Genomic DNA, 24,597 nt, shown 5'->3' with positions numbered 1-24,597 from the left:
TCAGTCTTACCTCACAAGCACCCACACGAATTGCTTGATTCAGTTGTTAAAGAGCGTTTCGATCAAGTCTTTCGTCTCAACCGAGGCCGCGCATTCTACAGCAGCCTTGTGTCTCGTCAAGCTGTTTTTTAAGAAGTTTTTCTTTCTTCTCAACCGCTTGCGCTTCCGATCAACCTAGCGTCTCTCGTCAGCGGGAGGCGAATCATACAGCGTCTAAACCCGCTGTCAACCACCTCTTTCAACCGCATCCAATCAACCTGACCAGAGCCGCCAACAGCGCTCAACCACCACCCTGTCAGCCCGGCGCATTCTACTCGAATTCGCCATCCGTGCAACCCTTAATTTTCGCTAACCTATTGATTTACAAGAGGTTTCGCTAAAGGCCTGCGCCGGAGAAGGTGCGCATTATAGGCACCCAGAAAACCACGTCAACGGTTGTTTTCAGTTTTTTTCAATCAATAGATCGCACTCGCTTCGCTCTGCCGCGGCCGGCGAGCTTTCTTTCTACCGATGGCAACCGTGCCAGCAGCAGGACAGCGGCAACCGTGGCGTAAAGCGCCCAGCGTCCAGCATCGGCTCGCACGACCCATAGCATGTGCAGCAGCACGATTAGGACAACCGGATAAACGACCCGATGCAGTTTCTTCCAGCGCTTGCCCAGCTTGCGCATGCTCCCACGGTTGGACGTAGCGGCGAGCGCCGACAACCCCAGCAGCGCAATCGCGCCCACCGCGATATAGGGCCGTTCGATGAGCTCAGCCGTGAAGCCGGTGAAGTCGAGTCCCAGGATAAAATACAGATAGGCCGAGACGTGCAGCGCTGCATAGGCGAACGACCACAGCCCAAGCTGACGACGGAATGCGATCCATCCGGACCAGGCCGTGAGTCGCTGCAACGGCGTCATCGCCAGAGAGCACAGCAGCATCACCATAGCACCTTGCCCCAGGCTGTCCACCAGCACCTTGCCAGGGTCGGGCCCCAATGCCGCGATAGCCGCCAAGTACAGCCAATAGCATGGCACGCTCGCCGCGGCCAGAAACAACAACAGCCGCCACCATGGGTAGCGCATCAATAGTCCTTGCTCAGATCCATTCCGGCGTACAGGCTCGAAACTTCATCGGCGTATCCATTGAATGCAAGCGTTGTCCTTACGTTGGGACTGAACAAACTACCGGGCAGTCGTCGCTCCCTCGCCTGGGACCACCGCGGATGGGAGACGTCCGGATTCACGTTGGCATAAAAACCATATTCCTGAGGCGCCATTGTCTGCCAAGTGGTTGCCGGCTGCTCCCGAACGAAGCTGATGCGCACAATGGACTTGATGCTCTTGAAACCATACTTCCATGGAACAATCAGGCGAAGGGGCGCGCCGTTCTGGTTTGGCAGCACGCGACCATACATACCGACCGTCATCAAACTCAGCGGATGCATCGCTTCATCCATTCTGAGCCCCTCAATGTAGGGCCAGCCAATCAGTGAAAAACCGGCACGCATTCCCGGCATCTGTTCAGGCCTGGCCAGAGTCTCGAAACGAACAAACTTTGCGTTGGAGGTCGGCTCGAGGCGACGGATCAGTTCAGCCAGCGGAAAGCCCAGCCACGGAATGACCATCGACCACGCGTCGACGCAGCGCAAGCGATATATACGCTCCTCAAGCCGGGGCGCGGCAAACAGTTCCTCGACGGAGTAGGTCCCCGGGTTCGCTACTTCGCCATCGACCATGACCGTCCAGGGTTCGGTGACTAGCTTGGGGGCATAAGCCGCGGGGTCGCCCTTGTCCGGGCCGAATTCATAGAAGTTGTTGTAGTGCGTAGCATCGCGATAGGGAGTGATGGCTTCACCTTTCGCGACGACGGCTTCCCAACGCGCTTTATCGCGCTTGGCATTGAACCAAGCAGGAGCATCTGCCGCGTCCACCCCTTCGTATCGCCCCTCCTGCGCGCACGCCATCAGCGGGAAGCCCGCGCAGGCGACCGAGATCGCAGTCCCCTGCAATATTTGCCGGCGATTCAGATAAAGCGCTTCGGGCGTTACCTCGGATTCACGGCAATCGCTGCGACGAGGAATTTTGATAAGCATGATGTGCTCCGCTGCCTGAGGCCTGGGCCATTCAATAGACAGCGGATCACCGGAGAAATCAACTTTCGACGCGCTTACGACGACGCATCAAGAACTGCACGGGTCCGGAGACGGCGTAAGCAAGGAAGATCAACAGCAAAATGCGCGGCGGATCGCTGAACACCACCGCGAAAACCAGAACCACCACCAGGATCGCCACGAAGGGCACCCGACCTTTGAGATCGAGGTCCTTGAAACTGTAGTACTTGATATTACTAACCATCAGCAGGCCGGCCGTGGCGACCAGCAGCGCAAACAGCATCACCACCGCGATCGGCAAATCCACGCCCCGAATACCCGGCTCGTCCAACGCCCATACCGCCCATACCGAGCCGGCAACCACACCCGCAGCAGCCGGACTGGCCAAACCGATAAACCAGCGCTTGTCGACTTTGCCGATCTGAGTGTTAAACCGTGCGAGGCGCAACGCGGCGCATGCAACATAGATAAACGCGATGGTAAGTCCTACGTTGCCCAAGCCTGATAGCGCCCATTCATACGCCAGAACAGCCGGCGCCAGACCAAAGGCGACCATGTCGGACAGCGAATCATATTCAGCACCGAAGGCACTCTGCGTGTTAGTCAGCCGCGCCACTCGTCCATCGAGACTGTCTAGCACCATCGCCACGAATACCGTCGCGGCCGCTACGTAGAAGTTGCCATTGATGGCCGTAATGATGCAGAAGAAGCCGGCGAACAGATTGGCAGTGGTGAACAGGTTGGGAAGCAGATAGATCCCACGGTGACGAACCTTTCGTCCCTCTGAATCCTGGATCTCTTCGACATGCTCGTCGATCGGCAGCAAGCTTTCCGGCTCGACTGACTTGTTCGGCTCTTCGGGATGCTCACTCATGCAATTTACCTTACAGCAGGTTTGAATAATTTCGACAGACCCCAGGATCACGGGTTCAGCTGGGCTTCAAGCAATCGATTTATACCAGATGCCAATAGGCGTAACGAAAGAACGCGGCCTAGGCCGCGTTCTTTCCAAGCAGAACCGCTATTAGTTCTTGCTCTTGTCGACGATCTTGTTTGCAGCGATCCACGGCATCATCGAACGCAGCTTCTCACCGACCACTTCAATGCCGTGAGCGGCATTGTTGCGGCGGTAGGCAGTCATCGAGGGATAGTTGGCAGCACCTTCGGTGATGAACATCTTCGCGTATTCGCCGTCCTGAATACGCTTGAGCGCGTTGCGCATGGCGGCACGGGATTCGGCGTTGATGACTTCCGGACCAGTCACGTATTCGCCGTATTCAGCGTTGTTCGAAATCGAGTAGTTCATGTTGGCGATGCCGCCTTCGAACATCAAGTCGACGATCAGCTTCAGCTCATGCAAGCATTCGAAATAGGCCATTTCCGGCGCATAGCCAGCTTCGACCAGAGTCTCAAAGCCAGCCTTGACCAACTCGACGCAACCACCACACAGAACCGCCTGCTCACCGAACAGGTCGGTTTCAGTTTCGTCCTTGAAAGTAGTTTCGATGATGCCGGTACGTCCACCACCAACGCCGGAAGCGTAGGACAGCGCAACGTTCTTGGCATTACCGGAAGCATCCTGGTAGATGGCGATGAGGTCAGGAATACCACCGCCCTTGACGAATTCGGAACGCACGGTGTGGCCTGGGGCCTTCGGCGCGATCATGATCACGTCCAGATCAGCGCGAGGTACGACCTGGTTGTAGTGAATCGAGAAACCATGAGCGAACGCCAGGGTTGCGCCCTTCTTCAGGTTCGGCTCGATTTCGTCCTTATACAGGCGACCCTGGAATTCGTCCGGGGTGAGGATCATCACAACGTCAGCTGCAGTAACCGCGGCAGCCACGTTGTCAACTTTCAGACCATGAGCTTCAGCCTTGGCAACCGAAGGCGAGCCGGCACGTAGTCCGACAGTCACGTCAACACCGGAATCTTTCAGGTTGCAGGCATGCGCATGGCCCTGGGAGCCGTAGCCGATGATCGCGACCTTCTTGCCTTGAATGATGGAGAGGTCACAATCTTTGTCGTAGAAAACTTTCATGGAATTACCCCTGTTGCTGGCCGTTCGGGCCATTCGATAAATCGTGTTAGATGCTCAGCACTTTGTCGCCGCGGGAGATCCCGGTGACGCCGCTGCGCACGACTTCCAGAATCGACGTGGTGCCGATGGCCTGGATGAAGCTGTCCAGCTTGTCGGTCGTGCCGGCGAGTTGGATGGTGTAGACATTGGAGGTAACGTCGACGATCTGCCCACGGAAGATATCAGTGGTACGTTTGACCTCGGCGCGCTGTGCACCGGTTGCCTTTACCTTGATCAGCATGAGTTCGCGCTCGATGTGCGCGCTCTCGGACAGGTCAACCAACTTGACGACCTCGATCAACTTGTTGAGGTTCTTGGTGATCTGTTCGATCACCTCCTCATGACCTGCAGTGGTCAGGGTCAACCGCGACAGCGTTGGGTCTTCGGTTGGCGCGACGGTCAGGCTCTCGATGTTGTAGTTGCGCTGCGAGAACAGCCCGACCACACGAGACAAAGCGCCTGGTTCGTTTTCCATCAAAAGGGAAATAATGTGTCTCATGATCAGGTCCGCTCCGTCTTGCTGAGCCACATATCGCGCATCGCGCCGTCTTTGATTTGCATTGGATAGACGTGCTCGCTGGTATCAACGGCGATATCGAGGAACACCAGCCGGTCTTTCATGGCGAAGGCCTCTTCCATCTTCGGCTTGAGATCCTTCAGATCGGTGATGCGCATGCCCACATGCCCATAAGCCTCGACCAGCTTGACGAAGTCAGGCAGCGACTCCATGTAAGAGTGCGAGTAGCGGCTGCTGTACATCATGTCCTGCCACTGGCGGACCATGCCCAGCGCGCCATTGTTGAGGTTGATGATTTTCACTGGAAGGTCGTACTGCAAGCAGGTCGACAATTCCTGAATATTCATCTGGATGCTGCCTTCGCCAGTGACACAGGCAACGTCAGCCTCTGGGAAATTTAACTTGGCGCCCATAGCCGCTGGGAAACCGAAGCCCATGGTGCCAAGGCCACCGGAATTGAGCCAGCGGTTGGGCTTGTCGAACCGGTAGTACTGGGAAGCGAACATCTGGTGCTGACCAACGTCAGAGGCAACATAGGCCTCGCCCTTGGTCACTTCGCATAGCATTTCAATAACAGCTTGCGGCTTGATGATAGTGCCGTCGCCCTTGTCATACGGAAATAGGCCGCGACTGCCGCGCCACTCTTCTATCTGCTTCCACCAGCTCGCGATGGTTTCGGTATTCGGCGCCTGGCCGATTTCCTTGACGATAGCGACCATCTCAGTGAGCACACTGTCGACCGGTCCGACGATCGGAATGTCAGCCTTGATGGTTTTTGAGATAGAGGCCGGATCGATGTCGATGTGAATGATTTTGGCGTTCGGGCAGAATTTGGTCGCACCGTTGATCACGCGATCATCGAAACGCGCGCCGACCGCAAGAATCGCGTCGGAGTGATGCATTGCCAGGTTGGCGGTATAACTGCCGTGCATACCGAGCATGCCGACGAACTGGCGGTCGCTACCCGGATAGCAACCAAGCCCCATCAAGGTATTGGTTACTGGAAGGTTGAGCATCTTAGCCAGTTCGGTCAGCTGCGCTGAGGCGCCGCCCATGACCACACCACCACCTGCGTAGATGATTGGCCGTTTGGCTGACAGGAGCAGCTCCGCCGCCTTGCGGATCTGCCCCGAATGACCACGTAGCGCCGGACTGTAAGACCGCAGCTTGGCTTTCTTCGGGTAAACGTATTCGAATTTTTCGGCCGGGTTGGTCATATCCTTCGGGATGTCGATGACAACCGGCCCAGGGCGGCCAGACTCAGCGAGATAAAACGCTTTTTTCATCACTTCGGGGATTTCCGAAGGATGCTTGATCATGAAGCTGTGCTTCACGATGGGCCGGGAGATACCGATCATGTCGGTTTCCTGGAAGGCGTCGGTGCCGACCATGGTGCTCGGCACCTGGCCGGAAATCACCACCATCGGGATCGAGTCCATATAGGCGGTGGCAATACCGGTGATGGCGTTGGTTGCGCCGGGGCCAGAGGTCACCAGCACCACGCCAGCTTTGCCGGTCGCGCGGGCGTAACCATCGGCCATGTGCGTGGCGGCCTGTTCGTGGCGAACGAGGATGTGCGTGACTTCCTTTTCCTTGAACAGCGCATCGTAGATGTGCAGTAAGGCTCCGCCCGGATAGCCATAGATGTACTTAACGCCTTCGTCGCGCAAGAAGCGGACGACCATTTCAGCGCCGGATAAAAGTTCCACGTTGTTCACCTCTAAAACGCCAGATAGCCGCCCCGCGTTGGACCGGCCAGAAATTGGTTTACTGCCAGACAGCGCATGAGCGACGGTGGTCGCCGACTACGTCAGCTGCTGATTAGCGAGTATTCAGGAACGCCCCAAAGTGTTGCGGAGCCTTCCCTCCCAGCGCGAGGTAACGCGTTGCGGATGTTACAAGTCGGCGCGGGTGTGCACCTTCATGATTGCTGAAAGGGCCGTTTCACCGACCAATCAGAACAGCAAGCATGGAATTGTTCGGATTAGGCCTGGCCAAGTCAAGTCTACAGTTGGCCTTCCGGCTGTTTCAGCTGTGATCCAGCGCAGAATGAAGGCGCTCGGCTTTTGCGTATAGTACCGACCTGGTTCTGCATTCCACAGAAGGGATTAGCATGCGTTTGACGATTTTCGCTGGCGGTCTGCTGCTTGCCTTGAGCAGCAGCGTCATGGCCAGCCAGGTTTACAAGTGGGTGGATGCACAAGGCATCACTCACTTTGGTGCGCAACCTCCGCAGGGCCAACCCGCCGAAGTGCTCAACACTGCAACACCGCCACCCAGACCTACTCCTGCCGCGGCTGCCACCTCGGAACCTTCCGAGGAATCGGAACAGCGCGAGATAGATCGCCAAGTGAAGAAACAGGTGGCCGAACAAGAAGCGGAGCGTCAGCGCTACTGCACAACGCTACGAACCAACCTAGCGCAGCTCCAGAACAATCCTCGAGTGCGCGTAGAAGAAGATGGGGAAATGCGTCGGCTAAGGGAAGAAGAGCGTCAGGAACGCATTACCGAAACCAGCCAAAAAATCGCTGACACCTGCAACCAATGAACAAAGTCAGCGCCAGCCTTCCGGCTGGCGCGCGTCACGCCTCGCCGCGACTGATCAACTCATCGAAGGTTTCTAGCGCCCTCAGCAGCCCAGCCATCTCCAGCGGCCGGCGCTGATAGACCATCTCCGCCATCGCCAGAATGCCCGAAACGGTCGGTAGCGGATCATCGCGCTCCAGAATGTCCTTCATCCGCGGAAGAAAAATCCATTGCAGCCACTGCTCGAACGATAGCGTGTCGACGCAAAAAGGCTCTTGGCTCGCAAATGCCTGAGCCTCTGGTGGCGACGAAGCCCATAGCCCGCACACACGCAGCTCCCGCTCGATGACCAACAATTGCTCAGCCAAATCAGGAACACGATTATCCATTACATCGTTACCTTGGCTCGCTCACGAGCCTGCGCGGCGCCTGCGGCATTACCCTGACGCTCGCGCGCTTGGGCGATCAGCTCCCACAGACTTGCCTGCAGCGCCGGACGGCCACCGGCATAGCTCAAGCCCCGCCGGGAAAGCTGCTCGGCCTGCACCGGATCACCTTGAGCCAGGCGCACCTGGGCCAGGCGGTAAAGCACCTGAGGTTCACGGGGCGCGATACGCTGAGCACGCTCGAGGCTGGACGCAGCGCCATTCAGGTCGCCGCCACCCTGTTGTTGCTGAGCCGTGGTCAGCAATGCCAGCACGGGGCCATCGAGTCGCTCATCCGCCGAAAGCGTTCCACTACTGGACGGAATACCGGTGGGCACGGATTGGCTCGGCACCGGAGCCGGTTCCGGCGCCCTCCATTGCGCTGGTGCATCCGGTGCCGGCGCTACAGATCCAGAGAATGAGCTATCCGGAGCCGCGAACGTCTGCAGCGGTTCCGAATTCTGCTGCGGCACCATAACCGTGACGCCCGACTCTTGCGCAGCAGCAGGACTTGTCATGGCAGGCGGAACAGCCGGACGCTGAGCCTGCCGCGCCGAAACCTCTTCGGAAACAGGCGTTCCCGAGTCGACGACGGGTATCGCCCCTCGCTTAACCGTTGCGCAGCCTTGCACCAGCACAGCGGCCATCACAACTATCATCCATTGTTTGCTCAACATTCGAACCTCTTGAAATTCCATACAGCTGGCCGATCAGGGTAACCAGCCACGAACCCAATCCATGACCGATTCGGCCGGCGCCTGGATTCCACAACCAGGGCCCGGCGCAGGCTCGCTACCGCGAATGTAGGGGATCTGTACGGCGTCAGGACAGTTTTCCAGCGTCCCCTCACCGGTTCGAGCATCTACCCAGGCCATCTCGACATTCTCAGGCAACGCGGCCTGCAGCGGCAGCGGATCGGCACGGCGCATGAAATCTGCCCATACCTGCAACGCTCCGGTGGCGCCGGTCAGCGACGTTTTGCCATTGTCATCACGCCCCAGCCAGACCACCGCAAGCAGGTCCTGACTGAACCCGGCGAACCAGCTATCACGTGAATCGTTGGTGGTGCCTGTCTTGCCCGCCAGCGCTAATGACTTCGGCACGTGATTGTATGCTGAGCGGCCCGTCCCCTCGCGCATGGCGCGCTGCATGGCGTACTGGGTCAGATAGATAGCGCCGGCATCGAAACGCTGTTCGATCTTGAACGGATAGCGACTCAGCGGCTCTCCGTCGGCGGCCACGACACTGCGAATACCTCGTAGCGGCGTATTGAAACCTCCGTTGGCCAGCGTCTGGTACATGTCTGCAACCTCGATAGGCCGAAGCCCGCCAGCACCCAACAGCATCGAGGGATAGGCTGGCCAATCCGGCGAAGCGCCCAGTCGTTCCAGGGTCTTCAATACATGAGGCACCCCCAAATCGAGACCGAGGCGCGCCGTCGACAGATTGTAGGAATTGGCCAGCGCCTGATAGAGATAAACGGTACCGTGCGCGGTGCGCCCGTAATTCTGCGGCTTCCATACCTGGCCATCGGCGCCCTTGACCGAAAAGGGTTCATCTTCCAGCAGACTGGTCAGCGTGTACTGACTCGGTTTCTCCAGCGCCGCGAGGTAGATTGCTGGCTTGATCAGCGACCCGATGGGTCGCGACGCATCCAACGCACGGTTGAAACCGGCGAACCCAGGCTGACGACCACCAAGCATCGCCTGCAACTCTCCGGTTTCCGGGTTGGTCACGAGCATCGCTCCTTCGACGCCTTCGGCGGCCTTGCCGAGGCGTTTCAGCGTTTCGCTCATCGCCCTCTCGGCCTTCATCTGCAGAATCGGATCGAAGCTGGTGAAGACCCGCAGCCCCTCTTCCGTCAGATCCTCGTCGCGGTAATCCTCGCGCAGCTGGCGCTTGACCAGATCGAGGAATGCCGGATAGGAACTGTCCGCCAGGCTGCCCCGCTGCGTCACCCCGAGCGGAGCTTTCCGAGCCGCTTCCGCTTCTTCGGAAGTGAGTACCTGCTGCTCGGCCAGAAGGTCGAGGATAAGGTTGCGGCGTTCGAGCGCCCGTTCCGGATGGCGCCGCGGATTATAGTAAGTCGGACCCTTCACCATGCCGACCAACAGCGCGATGTGCTGAACCTTCAATTCGGCCAGTGGACGACCGAAGAAGTATTGACTGGCCAGACCAAACCCGTGAATGGCTCGGCGACCGTCTTGCCCGAGAAACACCTCATTGAGGTAGGCCTCGAGGATTTCGTTCTTGTCGTAATGCAGCTCCAGCAACACGGCCATCATCGCTTCGGTGGCTTTGCGGCTGAGGCTGCGCTCGTTAGTCAGATAGAAGTTCTTGACCAGCTGCTGGGTGAGCGTGCTGCCACCCTGGCGCACTTCGCCGGCAGTCAGGTTAACCCAGACGGCGCGCGCGATGGATTTGGGTGAAACACCAAAGTGATTGAAAAACTCCCGATCCTCGACCGCGACCAATGTCTCGACCAAATAAGGCGGCGCCTGCTCGAGCTGGATCAGGATGCGGTCTTCGTTATGAGCCGGATAAAGTCCACCGATTGTTACAGGCTCGAGGCGGGCCACCGGCAGCTCGTCACCATTGGCGCGAGTGAGACCGGCGACGAAATCGCCAGAAAAACGCACGCGGATGCGCTGCGACTCTTCGATCCCTTCGTAAAACCGGAACCCGCGGGTGTGCATTTCCACGGTGCTTGCGGCAACCGACATACTGCCAGGACCGCTGACAGCCTTTTCGCGGCGATACCCCAGCGCATCGAGCTCCGTCAGGAAGTCGTCCTTGGCGAGCTTTTGCCCAACGAACAATTCCAGCGGTCGCGCATAGACCGTCGCCGGAATGGTCCAGCGTTTGCCGGAGAATTTCTCCTGCACCACGGCATCGAGGTAAACGGCGACGCCGGCGAGTATCACCAGGGCCACGATAGATAGCTTGATTACCCAGCCCAGCCAGGGGCGAGACCCACTGGAACGGCGCTTGGTACGGGATCGAGAGGAGCGTGCTTTAGTCATGGCGGCGCATTATACGCACTTTGATTTGCCCGGAAGACGGCCTCCTGGCGGTTTGCAGGTCTGGTCGGGGAAGACATAATGGAGCGCTTTCGACTGTGTGATCTGCGTCCCATTGGACCCGCACACCCCATCGACAAACTGCAAGGAATGACCGTGAGCCAAGCATTGATCGCCGCACTGCAAGATCCGGCCCTCTACCCACATCCGGTCGACGGCTTCCGGGTCATCGAAACCCATATCTCCTGGGTCATCCTCACCGGCACCTATGCCTACAAAATGAAGAAGCCGGTGGATTTTGGCTTTCTCAACTTTACCGACCTGACGGCTCGCAAGCACTACTGCGAAGAAGAGCTGCGTTTGAATCAGCGAATGGCTCCAGACATCTATCTGCGCGTCCTGCCTATTACCGGCAGCGTTGACGCCCCGGTGATCGACGGCGACGGCGAGCCGATCGATTACCTTCTGCAAATGCGCGAGTTTCCGCAGACTCAACTAATGGCCGAAGTGCAGGCACGCGGCGAGCTGACCGACGCACATATCGACGCCCTCGCCGAGCAAATCGCCCAGTTTCATCTGAGTATCCCTCAGGTGCCGGCGGGCCACTCGCTGAACAGCGCCGACGCGATCGTCGCGCCGATGCGGCAAAACTTCGAGCAGATCCGCCCCTTACTAAGCGAGCAGTCCGACCTGCAACAACTCGACGCGCTACTCGATTGGACCGAAACGAGCATTGCCCGATTGCAACCGCTGCTGCAGCAGCGCACCCAGCAGGGGTTCATCCGTGAATGCCATGGCGACCTGCACCTCGGCAACGCAACGATCATCGACGACAAGGTCGTGCTGTTCGATTGCATTGAATTCAACGAGCCCTTCCGCCTGATCGATATCGCTTCCGATGCGGCGTTCCTGGCGATGGACCTGGAAGACCGCGGCCTGAAGTGCCAAGCACGCCGCTTCATCAACGGCTGGCTGGAGCGCACCGGAGATTACGCCTCGCTCGAATTGCTCAGCCTGTACAAAGCCTATCGGGCGATGGTTCGTGCCAAGGTCAGCCTTTTCCGGCTGCATCAGGAGCAGGACGCGGTACAGCGCCGCGTGATCCTGCGCCAGTACCGCAGCTACGCCAATCTGGCGGAAAGCTACAGCGCCATTCCTTCTCGCTTTCTCGCCATCACCCATGGCGTCTCGGCAGTGGGCAAAAGCCAGGTTGCGCTACGTCTGGTCGAGGCGTTGGGCGCCATCAGGTTGCGTTCGGATATCGAGCGCAAGCGGTTGCATGGTGAGCAGCCGCAAGGCCTTGTCGCCGAGCTGGACGCTGGCATTTATAGCGCCGAAGCGGGCGAAGCGACCTACCAGCGGCTGCACTCAGTGGCTGTGACCGCACTGAATGCCGGCTTTTCGGTGGTGATCGATGCAACGTATCTCAAGCAGCAGCAGCGTCAGACGGCGTGGCAAGTGGCTGAGTCGACCGGCGTCCCGTTCCTGATCCTCACGTGCGAAGCGCCCGAGGCGGTGATCGAGCAATGGCTTACCCAGCGGCAGGCCGAAGGCGGTGACCCATCCGACGCGACCATGGCCGTGATCAAGGCGCAACAGGCCTCCCGTGAGCCGCTGACCGAACGCGAACATTTGCTCAGCCGCCAGATCAACACGCCCGAGGCAGGCAGCCTCGACAACCTCGTCAGTGTGGTTCGCCAGCGGCTGCCAGGGCTCTAACGCACGGATACGACATCCCGCAGGCGCAACGCGACAGCATTAGCGCACCGCTACGGGCAGAACCCGGCGGTGCTTCTATACTTGGCGATGCCTGCCTGCGGAAGTCGACCATGCCACACTGCGCTCTGCCTCTAGTGCTGCCGGACCATCACCATGGGTGACAGCGTCCGGCTTTTTTCGATTCGCTCCGACGAATATGCACAGTTCCGCCCTACCTATCCGGACGACTTGTTCCGCTGGCTCGCTGATAGGAGTCCACGACGTCGCTATGCCTTAGATGTCGCGGCTGGCAGTGGCCAGGCGACGCTTCCTCTGCTGGATCATTTCGAGCAGGTCCTTGCCTGCGATGCCAGCCCTCACCAACTGAGCGGCAGTTCGGGCTGGCGGTCCGCAACGCGCCTCGCTGCCGAGGCCGAGCGGCTGCCGTTGCGCGAAGGCATGGCCGATCTACTAGTCGTCGCGCAGGCGTTGCACTGGTTTGCTACCCCAGCGTTCTTCGCCGAGGCAAAGCGAGTGCTCGCGCCCGACGGTTTCTTCTGCGCCTGGTGCTATTCCCTGCTTCGTATCGAGCCGATGCTGGATGCGGTCATTGCTTGTCTGCATGGCGATACACTGAACGGCTACTGGCCACAAGGACGCGCCAGTGTCGATGCAGGCTATCGCGATATTCAGGCGCCCTTCAAAGCCCTCGAGCCTCCGAACTTCGCAATCGAGGCCCATTGGAATCTGCCCCAACTGCTCGGCTATATGCGGACATGGTCAGCCGTCAAACAGTGGCAAAAGGTCCATGGGAACGATCCGATAACTCAGCTCGAACCCGAACTCGCGCAGTGTTGGGGCGATCCGGAGCGACAGCGCAGGGTTCGCTGGCCGCTTCACTTCGTTGCCGGCTATCCGGGCCGATAGGAGCAACCGTGCACGACGAGCTGCTGACCCTGAAAAACCTCGGTAAGACATCCGCGCAATGGCTGCACGCCTCGGGTATCCATACAGCCGATGACTTGCATCGGCTCGGCGCGGTCAACGCTTACCAGGCGGTCAAGTCACGTGGATTCAACGCATCGCGCGTGTTGCTTTATGCCATCGAAGGGGCATTGCGGGACATGAACTGGAAGGAGCTTCCGGACACGCTCAAGAATGAATTGAATCAGCGGCTCAATGGCAGCGACGCTGGAGACAAGAGCTAGCTCACAACCTCTACGTAGCGTGATTTACTCCTACCCCTCGGCAGCATTATCGTGAGTGCGCGCATCGCTCAACCGTTCTGAGCCCGCTGTTCAAGGACTGTCGTCATGTATCTACTCGGGGAACAACCGGCTTATGCCGATCAGCTGATCAACCGCTTGCAGGGGATCCCCGCGCAACTTCTGGATGGCCTGGCACCTACTGCCCCACCTATCGAAATCAAGGGTTCTGACGATTTCACCGATGAATTGCCCGAACAGCAACTGTTCATCATCGAGAGCGGGCTACTGCATGCCCTCGTTGATGAGCGACCGTTGTTCTATATGCAGGAAGGGGATCTTCTCGGCCTTCGCCAAGGCATCGACTTGCCGGCTTGTCGTTATCGCAGCGACGAATCGATCCGCCTGATTCCGTATTCACGCAGCGCGGTGTTTCAACATATCCATGCCGATCAGCACCGACAGGAGCTCTTCACGCAATATCTCATCGGCCAGACGGTACTGTTATCCGATGCGCTGGCCCGCCTGAAGCAGCCCGAAATTCATCCGACGACCGGATTCCAGCATTTTGCTGCTGGCGAAGAGCTGATCCGTCAGGGCGACGATGCAGACAATGTATTCATCATCATCGAGGGTCACGCCGAAGCGATTGTCGACGGTCAGAAGGTCGGTGATGTCCAGCGCGATGAAATCTTCGGCGCGATGGCTGTGTTCACTCACGAAAAGCGCAGCGCGAGCGTCGTTGCGACGTCCGCCTGCACCGTCATGCTGATTCCCAAGTATCAGTTCCTCGGTTTGATGCAGAACAACCCAAAGATCGCGCATAGCCTGATAGAAAGCATGGCCAGGCGGATCGACCTGCTCAACAAGGAAGTCACGCAGTTGCGCCTGCCAATCCCCGCTTAAGCGCGCAATGAAGCCGATTTATTCTGACGGAAATTATTTCGAATTAGCCATTGACGTCGAAATGAGAATTGTTACTATTAGCACCACTGATCGAGAGATCAGTTGGTAAGCTGGAAGGCCAGGCAGTCGGACTTTCAGGTTATCTCCTCATCAGGCTAATCACGGTTTTGACCCGGCTCTTGCCGGGTCTTTTTTTGCCTGAGATAAATGCATTCCGGCTCGCTTGCCTGAAACAGCTACTGCAATTTCTTACCAAACTCGGCGCAATGGTCCTGCTGCGGCTGGGCCGGTGTGAACCAAACGAAATCAGCCTGCTCCGCACTCAAGGTCTCGCCTACCTCGACGAGCACCAAGACCTTCGTGTCACGATTCGCAAGATGCAAGGGCACGCCGAGGTCACGTCGCACATGAAAGGCTCCTGCCAGCAGCACCGCAGGTTTCGGGGCCGCGTTCAGTTGCTCGGCCATCCGGCGGTCACGCTGCTGTTGCACGGCCAGCATTGGCGGCAGCTGGGCCTCAGGTAGCATGTCGCAATGAGAAGCGCGTATCTGCGCTAGCAGTTTCTTTTGCACTGGCTCCGCAGCTGCGCGCCCCCTCAACTGCGGTTTGCGGCGGTAGATATCGGTGATCTCAGCGCGATCGAGATTCGCCGCCAGCATCGGATAAGGTTGCGCCAAGGCATACTCGACTACTGGCGCGTAAAGGTCCCAATCCCAGCCCCTTTGCCATGCAAGCGCTTCGGGCAGATCCGCCGGCCATTGCCCTCGCCCGATAGACGCCTGCACGCGCGCGACGCGCTTCTGTTGATCCGGGTTTAGCATTTCCAATAGCAGGCTGCCCTGCTCGCGCCGCTGAGCCAGCGCCTGAAGAAGCCAGCGCTGTAGCGTGTGATGGTCGGGGTTATCATGGCGCTCACCAATCAACACCTGATCGACATCGGCCAATTCGCTCACCAGCTGCTGCGCCGAAAGCCGTTCACCGCTGCGCAGATCTATGATCTGACCAAGATCAGAATGCGCCAGGCCCTCGGGGCTCTGCCAGGACGGCAATGGCGGGGGCAATTGACACGCCGCCAGCAAGATCAGGGCAATAGGTAACAAAATTCGCATCGACAGCTCCTCAGGTGCAATGGCAAACGGGTTTCCCTTTCCAGGGTGCCGTTGTATCAAACATCGAGGCCGAATACCGATCTCAGCGAATCGGCACACAGCACTGCCCGGGCGCGCCGATTAACCGGGGCCGACCAACAGACTTCCCAAATGGGGCACCAGCAACCCAACGAACCCGATCATGCCCGCTGCAGCCACTCGGGCGAAGGAAAAGCCAGCCAGCCGGTCCGCCACCTTTAATCCGTCTTGGTTCTCCACCAATCCGAGCACCTAGGTGATAATCCCGGGCTGACAGGGGGAAACATGATTCGATTATGCGCCGCGAGCGATATCGCCGAAGGCCAGAGCAAAGGCTTGGAAATACAGGGGCAGCGCCTGCTCGTTATACGCAAGGACGACATCGTGCATGTCTACGAGAACCGCTGTCCGCATCGAGGGATACCCTTGGAATGGGTTCCGGACCGGTTTCTCGACAGCAGCGGCAGCCTGATCCAGTGCGCCACCCACGGCGCGCTGTTTCTCATCGACAGCGGCGAGTGCGTTGCCGGCCCCTGTGCCGGTCAAGCCCTGCGAGCACTGCCAAGCACCGAGCGCGACGGCATCATCTGGTTGCAAAACGCGCGGTAGTGCGACGTTGCGCCCAGGCGACGATTCGCCACGTTGGGTATCATTCGCCCACTGCCCCAAGTGAGATGATCATGCGCCGTTTGCTGTGTCTGCTGATCCTGCTATTCACCCTTCCTGCCACCGCGGGCCTGTTCGATGGTCGCCCGAGTGCCACCCTGGGCGGCCTGGACAACAGCGCCGACTTTCTACCGGTGCGTGAAGCCTTCCGCCTGAGCTTGGTAGACGCAACGCCCGAGCGGATCAAACTGCGCTTCATCGGCGCCGAGGGCTACTACCTCTACCGGCATCGCTTCGAGTTCAAGACGAGCGACGCCGGTGTGATTCTCGGCGACGCACAGCTTCCGGCAGGCGAGCAGAAGACGGACGAGTATTTCGGTGAGGTCGAAGTCTATTACGGCATTCTCGATATAGAGCTGCCGGTGCAGAACCCCGACAACCGACCCTTCACGCTGCTGGTCGGCTACCAGGGCTGCGCCGACAAGGGGCTGTGCTATCCACCTGAAACCGAGTCGTTCGAGATCACCGCAAGTGGCACTCCGGCCGCCGCTGCACCCAGCGATACCAGCGATGGCGATACGCTTTCTTGGCGCTCCGTAGCGCTGTTCTTTCTCGCCGGCCTGGGCCTGACCTTCACACCCTGCGTGCTGCCGATGCTGCCGATCCTTTCCGGCGTGGTGCTGCGCGGTCAACCCGGCGGCATGCGCAGCTTCCTGTTGTCGCTCGCCTACGTATTGCCGATGGCCGGCGGATTTGCCCTGTTGGGCGCACTGATGGGCGTGTTCGGCGCCGAACTGAACCTGCAGGCACGCCTGCAATCTCCCTGGGTGTTGGTGCCCTTCGCGCTGTTCTTCGCGGCGTTCGCGCTGGCGATGTTCGGTCTGTACGAACTGCGCCTGCCACAGGCACTGAGCAGTCGTCTCGATCGTCTAGCCGGGAACGCCAAGGGCGGCTCGTTCACTGGCGCCGCCCTGCTCGGCGGCGTCTCCAGTCTACTGGTCTCTCCATGCGTATCAGCGCCATTGGCCGGCGCCCTGCTGTATATCAGCGCCAGCGGCGATGCGCTGGGCGGGGGATTGAAACTGTTCGCGCTGGGCCTCGGCATGGGCGCCCCGCTGGTACTGTTCGCCACCAGTGGCGGTGCGCTGCTGCCCAAGAGCGGCCCTTGGATGATCAGCGTACGCAACACCTTCGGCGTGCTGCTACTCGCCGTGGCGGTCTGGATGCTCGAACGCGTGCTGCCGGGCCCGCTGGCGCTGGCGTTGTGGGGGTTGCTGGCCGCTGGTACGGCGTTGTTTCTGGGCACGCTTGAACTCACTTCCAAGACGCCTCGACAGAAGCTCGCACAGCTGCTTGGCCTGGTATTGCTGGTTTACGCCCTGGCCGCATGGATCGGGGCATTACAGGGCGGCTCCGATCCGTTGCGGCCGCTGCCACATGCCACATTCGTTGCAGGCAGCGGGGCCGCGCAGGCTGAAAACTGGCACACCCTGTCGACCCCAGCGGAACTCGACGCGCAACTGGCAGCCGCTCGCGCTGCCGGAGAACCGCTGATGCTCGACTGGTATGCCGACTGGTGCATCAGCTGCAAGGTGATCGAGCGCGAAGTATTTGCCGATCCGCTGATCGCGCCTCGCCTAGCGGACTACCGCCTGATCCGCTTCGATATCACCGAGAGCAATGCGCAGCAGCGAGCACTTCTCGATCGCTACAAACTGTTCGGCCCACCGGCCGTCCTGTTCTTCGATCACAGCGGCCAGGAAATCTCCGATGCCCGTGTCGTCGGCGAAATCGACGTAGCTCAATTCGCTGAACGGTTGAACCGCGCGGAAGCATTGCGCTAGCGCCTGCCCCGCTTCGCCGCGATCACAGCGAAACGGGATTACGCCCCAGCAACCTTGCGGCAATCTCCACTTATAATGCGGGCATTTACGCCGATCGCAGCATGACTGGACAGTCAGCCCCTGCTTCGTGCATAGTTTTTCCCCTTCTCGATCAGCCCCGCCCTACTGGCGCGATCGGGCACAACAACAAGGAATATTCATGGCGACGTTTCTGGTCCTTCACGGCCCGAATCTGAATTTGCTCGGCACCCGCGAACCGGGCGTCTACGGCTCGATGACGCTGGCGCAGATCAATCAGGATCTGGAGCAGCGCGCGCGCGATGCTGGCCATCATCTGCTGCACCTGCAATCTAACGCCGAATACGAATTGATCGAGCGCATTCACGCCGCTCGAAATGAGGGTGTCGATTTCATTCTCATTAATCCTGCCGCCTTCACACATACAAGTGTCGCGTTACGTGACGCGTTGCTGGCAGTGAGCATCCCATTCATCGAAGTGCACCTCTCAAACGTGCACAAACGTGAACCTTTCCGCCATCACTCCTACTTTTCGGATGTCGCGGTAGGTGTGATCTGCGGCCTGGGCGCCAGCGGCTATCGGCTGGCATTGGAGGCCGCCCTGGAACAACTCGCTGCTTCCTGACGGGCCTGCGCGCAAGCATGCCGGGGCTCGATAAAGCGAGCGGCAACACCCTTTGAACTTACCTGGGAGTCAACGCTTCATGGATATTCGCAAAGTCAAGAAACTGATCGAACTGCTGGAAGAGTCCGGGATCGACGAACTGGAGATCCACGAGGGTGAGGAGTCGGTACGCATCAGCCGCCACAGCAAACAAGTAGCCATGCAACAGCCGATCTATGCACAGGCCCCCGCCGCACCAGCAGCGGCACCAGTGGCTGCTGCCCCGGTCGCTGATGCCGCTCCAGCTGCTCCGAAGCTGAACGGCACCGTGGTTCGCTCGCCGATGGTCGGCACCTTCTACCGCGCCTCCTCGCCAGAATCCAAGCCGTTCGCCGATGTTGGCCAGAGCGTCAAGAAGGGCGACATTCTCTGCATCGTCGAAGCCATGAAGATGATGAACCACATCGAGGCCGAAACCAGCGGCACCATCGAATCCATCCTGGTGGAGAATGGTCAGCCGGTCGAATACGACCAGCCGCTGTTCACCATCGTTTGAACCGCGGAGAGCCAGCGATGTTGGAAAAAGTATTGATCGCAAACCGCGGTGAAATCGCCCTGCGGATCTTGCGAGCCTGCAAGGAGCTGGGTATCAAGACCGTCGCGGTGCATTCCACTGCCGACCGCGAACTGATGCACCTGGCCCTGGCGGATGAGTCCGTTTGCATCGGCCCGCCCCTTGCCACCAATTCATATCTGCACATCCCGTCGATCATCGCCGCGGCAGAGGTGACCGGTGCCACCGCCATTCACCCCGGCTACGGTTTTCTCGCCGAGAACGCCGACTTCGCCGAACAGGTGGAAAAATCCGGCTTCGCCTTCGTCGGCCCAAAAGCGGAGACCATCCGCCTGATGGGTGACAAGGTGTCTGCCAAGGACGCCATGATCAAATCCGGCGTACCCGTGGTGCCCGGCTCGGACGGCCCGCTGCCGGAAGACGAGAAGGAAGCGCTGCGCATCGCCCGTGAAGTGGGCTATCCGGTGATCATCAAGGCCGCCGGCGGCGGCGGTGGTCGCGGCATGCGTGTGGTGCACAAGGAAGAAGACCTGATCAAGTCGGCCAAGCTGACCCGCACCGAAGCCGGTGCTGCCTTCGGCAACCCAATGGTCTACCTGGAAAAATTCCTCGGCAACCCGCGCCACGTCGAAGTTCAAGTGCTTTCCGACGGTCAGGGCAACGCCATTCACCTGGGCGATCGCGACTGCTCCCTGCAGCGTCGCCATCAGAAGGTCCTGGAAGAAGCGCCAGCCCCTTACATCGATGAAAAGGCCCGGGCGGAAGTACTCAAGCGCTGCACCGACGCCTGCGTCGAGATTGGCTATCGTGGCGCCGGCACTTTCGAGTTCCTTTACGAAGACGGGCGCTTCTACTTCATCGAGATGAACACCCGCGTGCAGGTCGAACACCCGGTGACGGAAATGGTGACTGGCGTTGATATCGTCAAGGAAATGCTCAGCATCGCCGCCGGTAACAAGCTGTCGATCAAGCAGGAAGACGTCGTCATTCGCGGTCATTCTCTGGAGTGCCGGATCAACGCCGAAGACCCGGAGAAATTCCTCCCGAGCCCCGGCAAGGTCAAGCACTTCCACGCACCGGGCGGCAACGGCGTTCGCGTCGATTCGCACCTGTACAGCGGTTATTCGGTTCCGCCGAACTACGACTCGCTGATCGGCAAGCTGATCACCTACGGCGCCACGCGCGAAGAAGCCATGGTGCGCATGCGTAATGCCCTGGACGAAATCGTCGTCGACGGCATCAAGACCAATATCCCGCTGCACCGGGATCTGGTCCGTGACGAAGGCTTTTGCAAAGGCGGCGTGAACATCCACTACCTGGAAAAGAAACTGGGTATGGATAAGCACTAAGCTGCAAGCGATATGATGTGCACCCGAAGGGAGCGGCTTAGCCGCTCCCTTTCTTTTTCTTGCAGCTTGAGGCTTGTCGCCTGAAGCCGCTTTCGAAGGGAGCTTCGCATGCCCTGGTTACAACTCCGCCTCGCCATCAGCCCCGAACAGGCACAGCCCCTTGAAGACGCCTTGCTCGGCGTCGGCGCGGTATCGGTGACCTTCATGGACGCCGAGGACCAACCCATTTTCGAGCCGGACCTGGGCACCACGCCGCTGTGGTCGCATACCCATCTGCTGGCCCTGTTCGAGGCCGATGTGGACGAAAGCAACCTGCTCGCGCATCTGCGGTTGCTGGTCGACGGCCAATTGCCCGCCTACGAACTGGAGCGCATCGAGGACCAGGACTGGGAGCGCAGCTGGATGGACAACTTCCAACCCATGCGCTTCGGCCGTCGTTTGTGGATAGTGCCCAGCTGGCATGCCGCGCCCGAGCCAGAAGCGGTGAACCTGTTGCTCGATCCCGGCCTTGCCTTCGGCACCGGCACCCACCCCACCACCGCGCTATGCCTGGAATGGCTGGATTCTCAAGAGCTGACCGGCCTGCAGGTGCTGGATTTCGGTTGCGGCTCGGGCATTCTCGCCATTGCCGCGCTGTTGCTGGGTGCTGCCAAGGCGGTTGGTACCGATATCGATATTCAGGCCATCGAGGCCTCTCGCGACAATGCCGGACGCAACGGCATCGACCCGGCACGCTTCCCGCTGTATCTGCCCGAGCAACTGCCGGAAGGCCAGTCCGACGTCGTAGTCGCCAATATCCTGGCCGGACCGCTGGTGGAACTGGCGCCACAGATCATTGAGCGCGCCAAACTTGGTGGGCGCCTGGCTTTGTCCGGAATTTTGGCTGAACAAGCCGAAGAGGTTCGCGCCGCTTACGCGGGCCACTTCGACTTGGACCCCACCGCTGAAAAAGACGGCTGGGTGCGGATCACGGGAACTCGACGCTCTTGAGCAAAGCGTCGAATCGCGGCAGCAATGCCGCGATTTCCGTTGCGAGACGCCACTGCCGTACATTGATGCGCATGCGCTAGACTACGGGCATTTTTCGCCGGACCAACGCATGACCAGCTTCGTCACTCAGTGTCCTCATTGCCGTACAAGCTTTCGTGTCAGCCGCGCTCAACTCGCAGCTGCCCAAGGCGTAGTGCGTTGCGGCGCCTGCATGGAACTGTTCAATGCAGCCCGCTACCTGCAAGGGGACGATATCGCAAGCGACGTTGCCCTCGATTCGGCAGCAGCCAGCCAGCCCTCCCGCAGCGAACCGGCACCGGCTCACGCGACGTCACCCGCGCATCCCACCGCTGACGAAACGCTCTGGATCCATGATGACCTTGATCTGGACAGCCTCGACCTGGACGAGGAACTGGCGAAGCTCGAACGCCAGGAATTGGAGTTGTCGCGAGAGTTTCTGGAGCTGGAGCCTCAACCTGGCGAACGCCTGCGCGCGCCAACGGATGAACTCTCGTCGGCCGATGACGAGGCCTGGGCCGAGCAGCTGCTGAGCGCGGAAACTGACACGCCGACAAACCACAACCGAACGCAAGCGGAGCCAGCGCTCACTGCAGAGCCATTGGCCAAGACGGCCGATCTTCGCTTCACGCCTGTAAGCGCCGAGCATCCCGTGCCGCCAAGTCCATTGACAAGCCGGTCCGTTCCGCTGAACGAGCACCCCGATTCGCGGGAGCGCGTCGAGCCTGTCTTCACCAGCCTGATCGAGCCGGAAGTCGCGGCCGAACCGAGGGGCGACGCGGAGCAGGCTCCTGACCGAACGACTCGCAGGAACCGTGAGGACCCGCTGTTCGAACTCGACGACGAGCCCCTGCAACTCGGCTGGGAGGCGCACCGCCGCCCCTGGGGACGCTGGCTGGGCTGGGGCCTGCTGAACTTAATCGCCCTGCTTGCGCTCGCTGGCCAATATGTTGCGTACAACTTTGATGAAGTGTCGCGACAGGACCAATATCGCCCGTGGCTGGAGCGAGTCTGTCCCGCTCTGGGCTGCGAGCTGCCGCCCAGGGTCGATATCAGCCAGATCAAGAGCAGCAATCTGGTGGTGCGCAGCCACCCCGACTTCGCCGGAGCGCTGGTGGTCGATGCGATCATCTACAACCGCGCGTCGTTCGCCCAACCGTTTCCGCTGCTGGAAATCCGCTTCGCCGACATCAACGGGCAGACACTGGCGCAGCGCACGTTCAAACCTGGCGAGTACCTGTCGGGGGAGCTTGCCGGTCGGCGGGAAATGCCATCGCAGATTCCCATTCATATCGCCCTGGACATCCTCGACCCAGGCGCAAAGGCAGTTAACTACAGCCTGAGCTTCCGCTCGCCGGATTAGTGCCAAGCACGCTATAGCCTCCACCGCCTGTCGTATCGGCGTGCCAATCCCTGCGCTGGTTATAAGCTTAGGGCTGCTCAGATTTTGTTCAAAACAACCTTTAACCCGTCATCCGGAGCGGGTATTATGCACACCCTTTTTTGCTGTCCCGATCGACCTAACAAGCAGGCTCCAAGCAGGGAATCTTCATGTCAGCGGTACGCATCGGCCCCTATACCCTTCCGAATCGATTGATCCTCGCACCCATGGCCGGTGTGACCGATCAGCCGTTCCGCCAGCTTTGTCGGCGTCTCGGCGCAGGTCTGGTGGTGTCAGAAATGGTGACCAGTGACGTACGCCTGTGGAACAGCCGCAAATCGCGACTGCGCCTGCTGCATGAAGGTGATCCGGAGCCGCGTTCAGTGCAGATCGCCGGTGGCGATCCGCAGATGCTGGCCGAAGCCGCCGCTCGCAATGTCGAGCTGGGCGCGCAGATCATCGACATCAACATGGGCTGCCCGGCGAAGAAAGTTTGTAACAAGGCCGCCGGATCGGCGTTGATGAAAGATGAACGGCTCGTCTCTGAAATTCTGGAGGCCGTCGTCGGTGCGGTTGATGTTCCGGTGACCTTGAAGATCCGCACCGGTTGGGACAGGCAGAACAAAAATGGATTGACGGTGGCGAAGATCGCCGAACAATCCGGAATCGCAGCCCTGGCCGTACATGGCCGTACCCGTGCCGACCTTTATACGGGCGACGCCGAGTACGACACCATCGCGGCGATCAAGCAGGCGGTGTCGATACCGGTATTTGCCAATGGGGATATCGATACGCCGCTAAAGGCGCGTCAGGTGTTGAGCGCAACAGGTGCCGATGCACTTTTGATTGGCCGAGCGGCACAGGGCAGGCCCTGGATCTTTCGCGAGATCAATCACTACCTGGCGACCGGCGAGCTGCTGGCTCCGCCGGGTCTGGCCGAAATCGAAGACATTCTGCTGGAACACCTGAGCGCGCTGCACGCCTTCTATGGCGATGTCATGGGTGTGCGCATCGCGCGCAAGCATGTCGGCTGGTATCTCGCAACACTACCCGGCGCGCGTGAATATCGCGCCCGGTTCAATGGTTTGGAAGACAGGGACGCGCAATGCGCCAGTGTTCGAGCATTCTTTGCCGAACGCCGAACAGGCCCTGACTCGGGGGAAGGGAAAGGGGTGGCTGCATGACGCTGTTGAACGAAACACTGGTAACTGGAACAACATCCGTGAGCGACAACGTGAACCTCAAGCAACACCTCAACACGCCGAGCGAAGCAGGCCAGACCCTGCGTGGCAGTGTCGAGAAGGCGTTGCACAATTACTTTGCCCATCTGGAAGGTGCGGACGTCACGGACGTTTACAACCTGGTCCTTTCCGAAGTGGAAGCACCACTGCTCGAAACCGTAATGAATTACGTCAAGGGCAACCAGACCAAGGCCTCAGAACTGCTGGGCCTGAATCGCGGCACTCTGCGCAAGAAACTCAAGCAGTACGACCTGCTGTAAGCCGAACCAAAGCTGGAAGCCGGACGTTTCCAGCCTCGGCATACGGCTCGACTTCTAGCTTCTAGCTTCTAGCTTCTAGCTTCTAGCTTCTAGCTTCTAGCTTCTAGCTTC

At 59.4% G+C, this 24,597-nt stretch carries 24 protein-coding genes; 14 read left to right on the top strand and 10 right to left on the bottom strand.

From position 1 onward, the window contains the following. Positions 1-451: 451 nt before the first annotated feature. From msrQ to NA647_RS16975, 6 genes are all read right to left on the bottom strand, one after another. Positions 452-1,069 (bottom strand): protein-methionine-sulfoxide reductase heme-binding subunit MsrQ, encoded by a 618-nt coding sequence (msrQ, locus tag NA647_RS17000; RefSeq protein WP_256058760.1) that lies wholly within the window; start codon positions 1,067-1,069, stop codon positions 452-454. After that, entirely contained in the window at positions 1,069-2,079 is a 1,011-nt protein-coding gene (msrP, locus tag NA647_RS16995) for a protein-methionine-sulfoxide reductase catalytic subunit MsrP (protein ID WP_256058759.1), read from the bottom strand. Before msrP ends, msrQ begins: the two co-directional genes overlap by 1 nt. 58 nt (positions 2,080-2,137) lie before the next feature. Beyond that, positions 2,138-2,971 carry a CDP-diacylglycerol--serine O-phosphatidyltransferase gene (gene pssA, locus NA647_RS16990; RefSeq protein ID WP_256058758.1) on the bottom strand — a complete coding sequence of 278 codons (834 nt, stop codon included), beginning with the start codon at positions 2,969-2,971 and terminating at the stop codon, positions 2,138-2,140. Between the two features lie 150 nt (positions 2,972-3,121). Continuing rightward, positions 3,122-4,138 (bottom strand): ketol-acid reductoisomerase, encoded by a 1,017-nt coding sequence (gene ilvC / locus NA647_RS16985; RefSeq protein ID WP_256049823.1) that lies wholly within the window; start codon positions 4,136-4,138, stop codon positions 3,122-3,124. Positions 4,139-4,184: 46 nt separating this feature from the next. Continuing rightward, a complete protein-coding gene (gene ilvN, locus NA647_RS16980) occupies positions 4,185-4,676 on the bottom strand; it encodes an acetolactate synthase small subunit (RefSeq protein WP_256049824.1) in 492 nt (163 codons plus the stop codon). Between the two features lie 2 nt (positions 4,677-4,678). Next, positions 4,679-6,403 (bottom strand): acetolactate synthase 3 large subunit, encoded by a 1,725-nt coding sequence (locus NA647_RS16975; RefSeq protein ID WP_256058757.1) that lies wholly within the window; start codon positions 6,401-6,403, stop codon positions 4,679-4,681. Positions 6,404-6,807: 404 nt separating this feature from the next. Between NA647_RS16975 and NA647_RS16970 the strand changes: the two genes are divergently transcribed. Further along, complete coding sequence (locus tag NA647_RS16970) at positions 6,808-7,242, top strand: DUF4124 domain-containing protein (RefSeq protein ID WP_256058756.1); 435 nt, start codon at positions 6,808-6,810, stop codon at positions 7,240-7,242. A gap of 34 nt (positions 7,243-7,276) precedes the next feature. On the opposite strand, the gene NA647_RS16965 is transcribed toward NA647_RS16970, so the two are convergent. The 3 genes from NA647_RS16965 to mrcB are packed head-to-tail and all read right to left on the bottom strand — an operon-like array spanning position 7,277 to position 10,668. Next, a complete protein-coding gene (locus NA647_RS16965) occupies positions 7,277-7,609 on the bottom strand; it encodes a YqcC family protein (protein WP_256058755.1) in 333 nt (110 codons plus the stop codon). Further along, positions 7,609-8,304 (bottom strand): tetratricopeptide repeat protein, encoded by a 696-nt coding sequence (locus tag NA647_RS16960; RefSeq protein ID WP_256058762.1) that lies wholly within the window; start codon positions 8,302-8,304, stop codon positions 7,609-7,611. The genes NA647_RS16965 and NA647_RS16960 overlap by 1 nt, the downstream gene beginning before the upstream one ends. Positions 8,305-8,355: 51 nt before the next feature. Then, positions 8,356-10,668: a penicillin-binding protein 1B gene (gene mrcB / locus NA647_RS16955; RefSeq protein WP_256058754.1), complete on the bottom strand. Its 2,313-nt coding sequence runs from the start codon at positions 10,666-10,668 to the stop codon at positions 8,356-8,358. 153 nt (positions 10,669-10,821) lie between these two features. Between mrcB and NA647_RS16950 the strand changes: the two genes are divergently transcribed. From NA647_RS16950 to NA647_RS16935, 4 genes are all read left to right on the top strand, one after another. After that, complete coding sequence (locus NA647_RS16950) at positions 10,822-12,384, top strand: AAA family ATPase (protein WP_256058753.1); 1,563 nt, start codon at positions 10,822-10,824, stop codon at positions 12,382-12,384. 153 nt (positions 12,385-12,537) lie between these two features. Beyond that, on the top strand, positions 12,538-13,290 hold the full coding sequence (locus NA647_RS16945; protein WP_256058752.1) for a class I SAM-dependent methyltransferase: 753 nt from the start codon (positions 12,538-12,540) through the stop codon (positions 13,288-13,290). 8 nt (positions 13,291-13,298) lie between these two features. Further along, positions 13,299-13,571 carry a TfoX/Sxy family protein gene (locus tag NA647_RS16940; protein WP_256058751.1) on the top strand — a complete coding sequence of 91 codons (273 nt, stop codon included), beginning with the start codon at positions 13,299-13,301 and terminating at the stop codon, positions 13,569-13,571. 105 nt (positions 13,572-13,676) lie between these two features. After that, positions 13,677-14,474 (top strand): Crp/Fnr family transcriptional regulator, encoded by a 798-nt coding sequence (locus tag NA647_RS16935; protein WP_256058750.1) that lies wholly within the window; start codon positions 13,677-13,679, stop codon positions 14,472-14,474. A 236-nt stretch (positions 14,475-14,710) separates the two neighbouring features. Here the strand turns inward: NA647_RS16935 and NA647_RS16930 are convergent, their stop codons facing one another. Beyond that, the gene (locus NA647_RS16930; RefSeq protein WP_256058749.1) at positions 14,711-15,583 is read right to left on the bottom strand and encodes a ChaN family lipoprotein; all 873 of its coding nucleotides are present in this window, start codon (positions 15,581-15,583) and stop codon (positions 14,711-14,713) included. A 303-nt stretch (positions 15,584-15,886) separates the two neighbouring features. Here NA647_RS16930 and NA647_RS16925 point away from each other — a divergent pair, with 303 nt between their 5' ends. From NA647_RS16925 to fis, 9 genes are all read left to right on the top strand, one after another. Continuing rightward, entirely contained in the window at positions 15,887-16,210 is a 324-nt protein-coding gene (locus NA647_RS16925) for a Rieske (2Fe-2S) protein (RefSeq protein ID WP_256058748.1), read from the top strand. 71 nt (positions 16,211-16,281) lie between these two features. Beyond that, entirely contained in the window at positions 16,282-18,051 is a 1,770-nt protein-coding gene (locus tag NA647_RS16920; protein WP_256058747.1) for a protein-disulfide reductase DsbD, read from the top strand. Between the two features lie 199 nt (positions 18,052-18,250). Next, positions 18,251-18,694, top strand: coding sequence for a type II 3-dehydroquinate dehydratase (gene aroQ / locus NA647_RS16915; RefSeq protein ID WP_256058746.1), 444 nt, complete (start codon positions 18,251-18,253; stop codon positions 18,692-18,694). Between the two features lie 79 nt (positions 18,695-18,773). Then, on the top strand, positions 18,774-19,229 hold the full coding sequence (gene accB / locus NA647_RS16910) for an acetyl-CoA carboxylase biotin carboxyl carrier protein (RefSeq protein WP_131649976.1): 456 nt from the start codon (positions 18,774-18,776) through the stop codon (positions 19,227-19,229). Between the two features lie 17 nt (positions 19,230-19,246). Further along, on the top strand, positions 19,247-20,596 hold the full coding sequence (gene accC, locus NA647_RS16905; RefSeq protein ID WP_131649975.1) for an acetyl-CoA carboxylase biotin carboxylase subunit: 1,350 nt from the start codon (positions 19,247-19,249) through the stop codon (positions 20,594-20,596). 108 nt (positions 20,597-20,704) lie between these two features. Next, positions 20,705-21,586, top strand: a complete 882-nt coding sequence (gene prmA, locus NA647_RS16900) for a 50S ribosomal protein L11 methyltransferase (protein WP_256058745.1) — start codon at positions 20,705-20,707, stop codon at positions 21,584-21,586. 109 nt (positions 21,587-21,695) lie between these two features. Further along, on the top strand, positions 21,696-22,967 hold the full coding sequence (locus tag NA647_RS16895; RefSeq protein ID WP_256058744.1) for a DUF3426 domain-containing protein: 1,272 nt from the start codon (positions 21,696-21,698) through the stop codon (positions 22,965-22,967). A 188-nt stretch (positions 22,968-23,155) separates the two neighbouring features. Further along, a complete protein-coding gene (gene dusB, locus NA647_RS16890; RefSeq protein WP_256049841.1) occupies positions 23,156-24,169 on the top strand; it encodes a tRNA dihydrouridine synthase DusB in 1,014 nt (337 codons plus the stop codon). Further along, complete coding sequence (fis, locus tag NA647_RS16885; protein WP_131649971.1) at positions 24,166-24,486, top strand: DNA-binding transcriptional regulator Fis; 321 nt, start codon at positions 24,166-24,168, stop codon at positions 24,484-24,486. Before dusB ends, fis begins: the two co-directional genes overlap by 4 nt. The last annotated feature ends 111 nt before the right edge of the window (positions 24,487-24,597 follow it).

The organism is Stutzerimonas stutzeri (assembly GCF_024448985.1).
Classification (GTDB): Bacteria; Pseudomonadota; Gammaproteobacteria; order Pseudomonadales; family Pseudomonadaceae; genus Stutzerimonas; species Stutzerimonas stutzeri_AP.
The sequence above is the reverse complement of the archived record's forward strand: the minus strand, read 5'-3'. Positions and strand labels throughout refer to the sequence as shown.

Bases quoted from the DNA above. Each gene is read 5' to 3' on its own strand.
- msrQ (WP_256058760.1), bottom strand. From the start codon at position 1,069: ATGCGCTACCCATGGTGGCGGCTGTTGTTGTTTCTGGCCGCGGCGAGC.
- msrP (WP_256058759.1), bottom strand. From the start codon at position 2,079: ATGCTTATCAAAATTCCTCGTCGCAGCGATTGCCGTGAATCCGAGGTA.
- pssA (WP_256058758.1), bottom strand. From the start codon at position 2,971: ATGAGTGAGCATCCCGAAGAGCCGAACAAGTCAGTCGAGCCGGAAAGC.
- ilvC (WP_256049823.1), bottom strand. From the start codon at position 4,138: ATGAAAGTTTTCTACGACAAAGATTGTGACCTCTCCATCATTCAAGGC.
- ilvN (WP_256049824.1), bottom strand. From the start codon at position 4,676: ATGAGACACATTATTTCCCTTTTGATGGAAAACGAACCAGGCGCTTTG.
- NA647_RS16970 (WP_256058756.1), top strand. From the start codon at position 6,808: ATGCGTTTGACGATTTTCGCTGGCGGTCTGCTGCTTGCCTTGAGCAGC.
- NA647_RS16965 (WP_256058755.1), bottom strand. From the start codon at position 7,609: ATGGATAATCGTGTTCCTGATTTGGCTGAGCAATTGTTGGTCATCGAG.
- NA647_RS16960 (WP_256058762.1), bottom strand. From the start codon at position 8,304: ATGATAGTTGTGATGGCCGCTGTGCTGGTGCAAGGCTGCGCAACGGTT.
- mrcB (WP_256058754.1), bottom strand. From the start codon at position 10,668: ATGACTAAAGCACGCTCCTCTCGATCCCGTACCAAGCGCCGTTCCAGT.
- NA647_RS16945 (WP_256058752.1), top strand. From the start codon at position 12,538: ATGGGTGACAGCGTCCGGCTTTTTTCGATTCGCTCCGACGAATATGCA.
- NA647_RS16935 (WP_256058750.1), top strand. From the start codon at position 13,677: ATGTATCTACTCGGGGAACAACCGGCTTATGCCGATCAGCTGATCAAC.
- NA647_RS16930 (WP_256058749.1), bottom strand. From the start codon at position 15,583: ATGCGAATTTTGTTACCTATTGCCCTGATCTTGCTGGCGGCGTGTCAA.
- NA647_RS16925 (WP_256058748.1), top strand. From the start codon at position 15,887: ATGATTCGATTATGCGCCGCGAGCGATATCGCCGAAGGCCAGAGCAAA.
- NA647_RS16920 (WP_256058747.1), top strand. From the start codon at position 16,282: ATGCGCCGTTTGCTGTGTCTGCTGATCCTGCTATTCACCCTTCCTGCC.
- aroQ (WP_256058746.1), top strand. From the start codon at position 18,251: ATGGCGACGTTTCTGGTCCTTCACGGCCCGAATCTGAATTTGCTCGGC.
- accB (WP_131649976.1), top strand. From the start codon at position 18,774: ATGGATATTCGCAAAGTCAAGAAACTGATCGAACTGCTGGAAGAGTCC.
- accC (WP_131649975.1), top strand. From the start codon at position 19,247: ATGTTGGAAAAAGTATTGATCGCAAACCGCGGTGAAATCGCCCTGCGG.
- prmA (WP_256058745.1), top strand. From the start codon at position 20,705: ATGCCCTGGTTACAACTCCGCCTCGCCATCAGCCCCGAACAGGCACAG.
- NA647_RS16895 (WP_256058744.1), top strand. From the start codon at position 21,696: ATGACCAGCTTCGTCACTCAGTGTCCTCATTGCCGTACAAGCTTTCGT.
- dusB (WP_256049841.1), top strand. From the start codon at position 23,156: ATGTCAGCGGTACGCATCGGCCCCTATACCCTTCCGAATCGATTGATC.
- fis (WP_131649971.1), top strand. From the start codon at position 24,166: ATGACGCTGTTGAACGAAACACTGGTAACTGGAACAACATCCGTGAGC.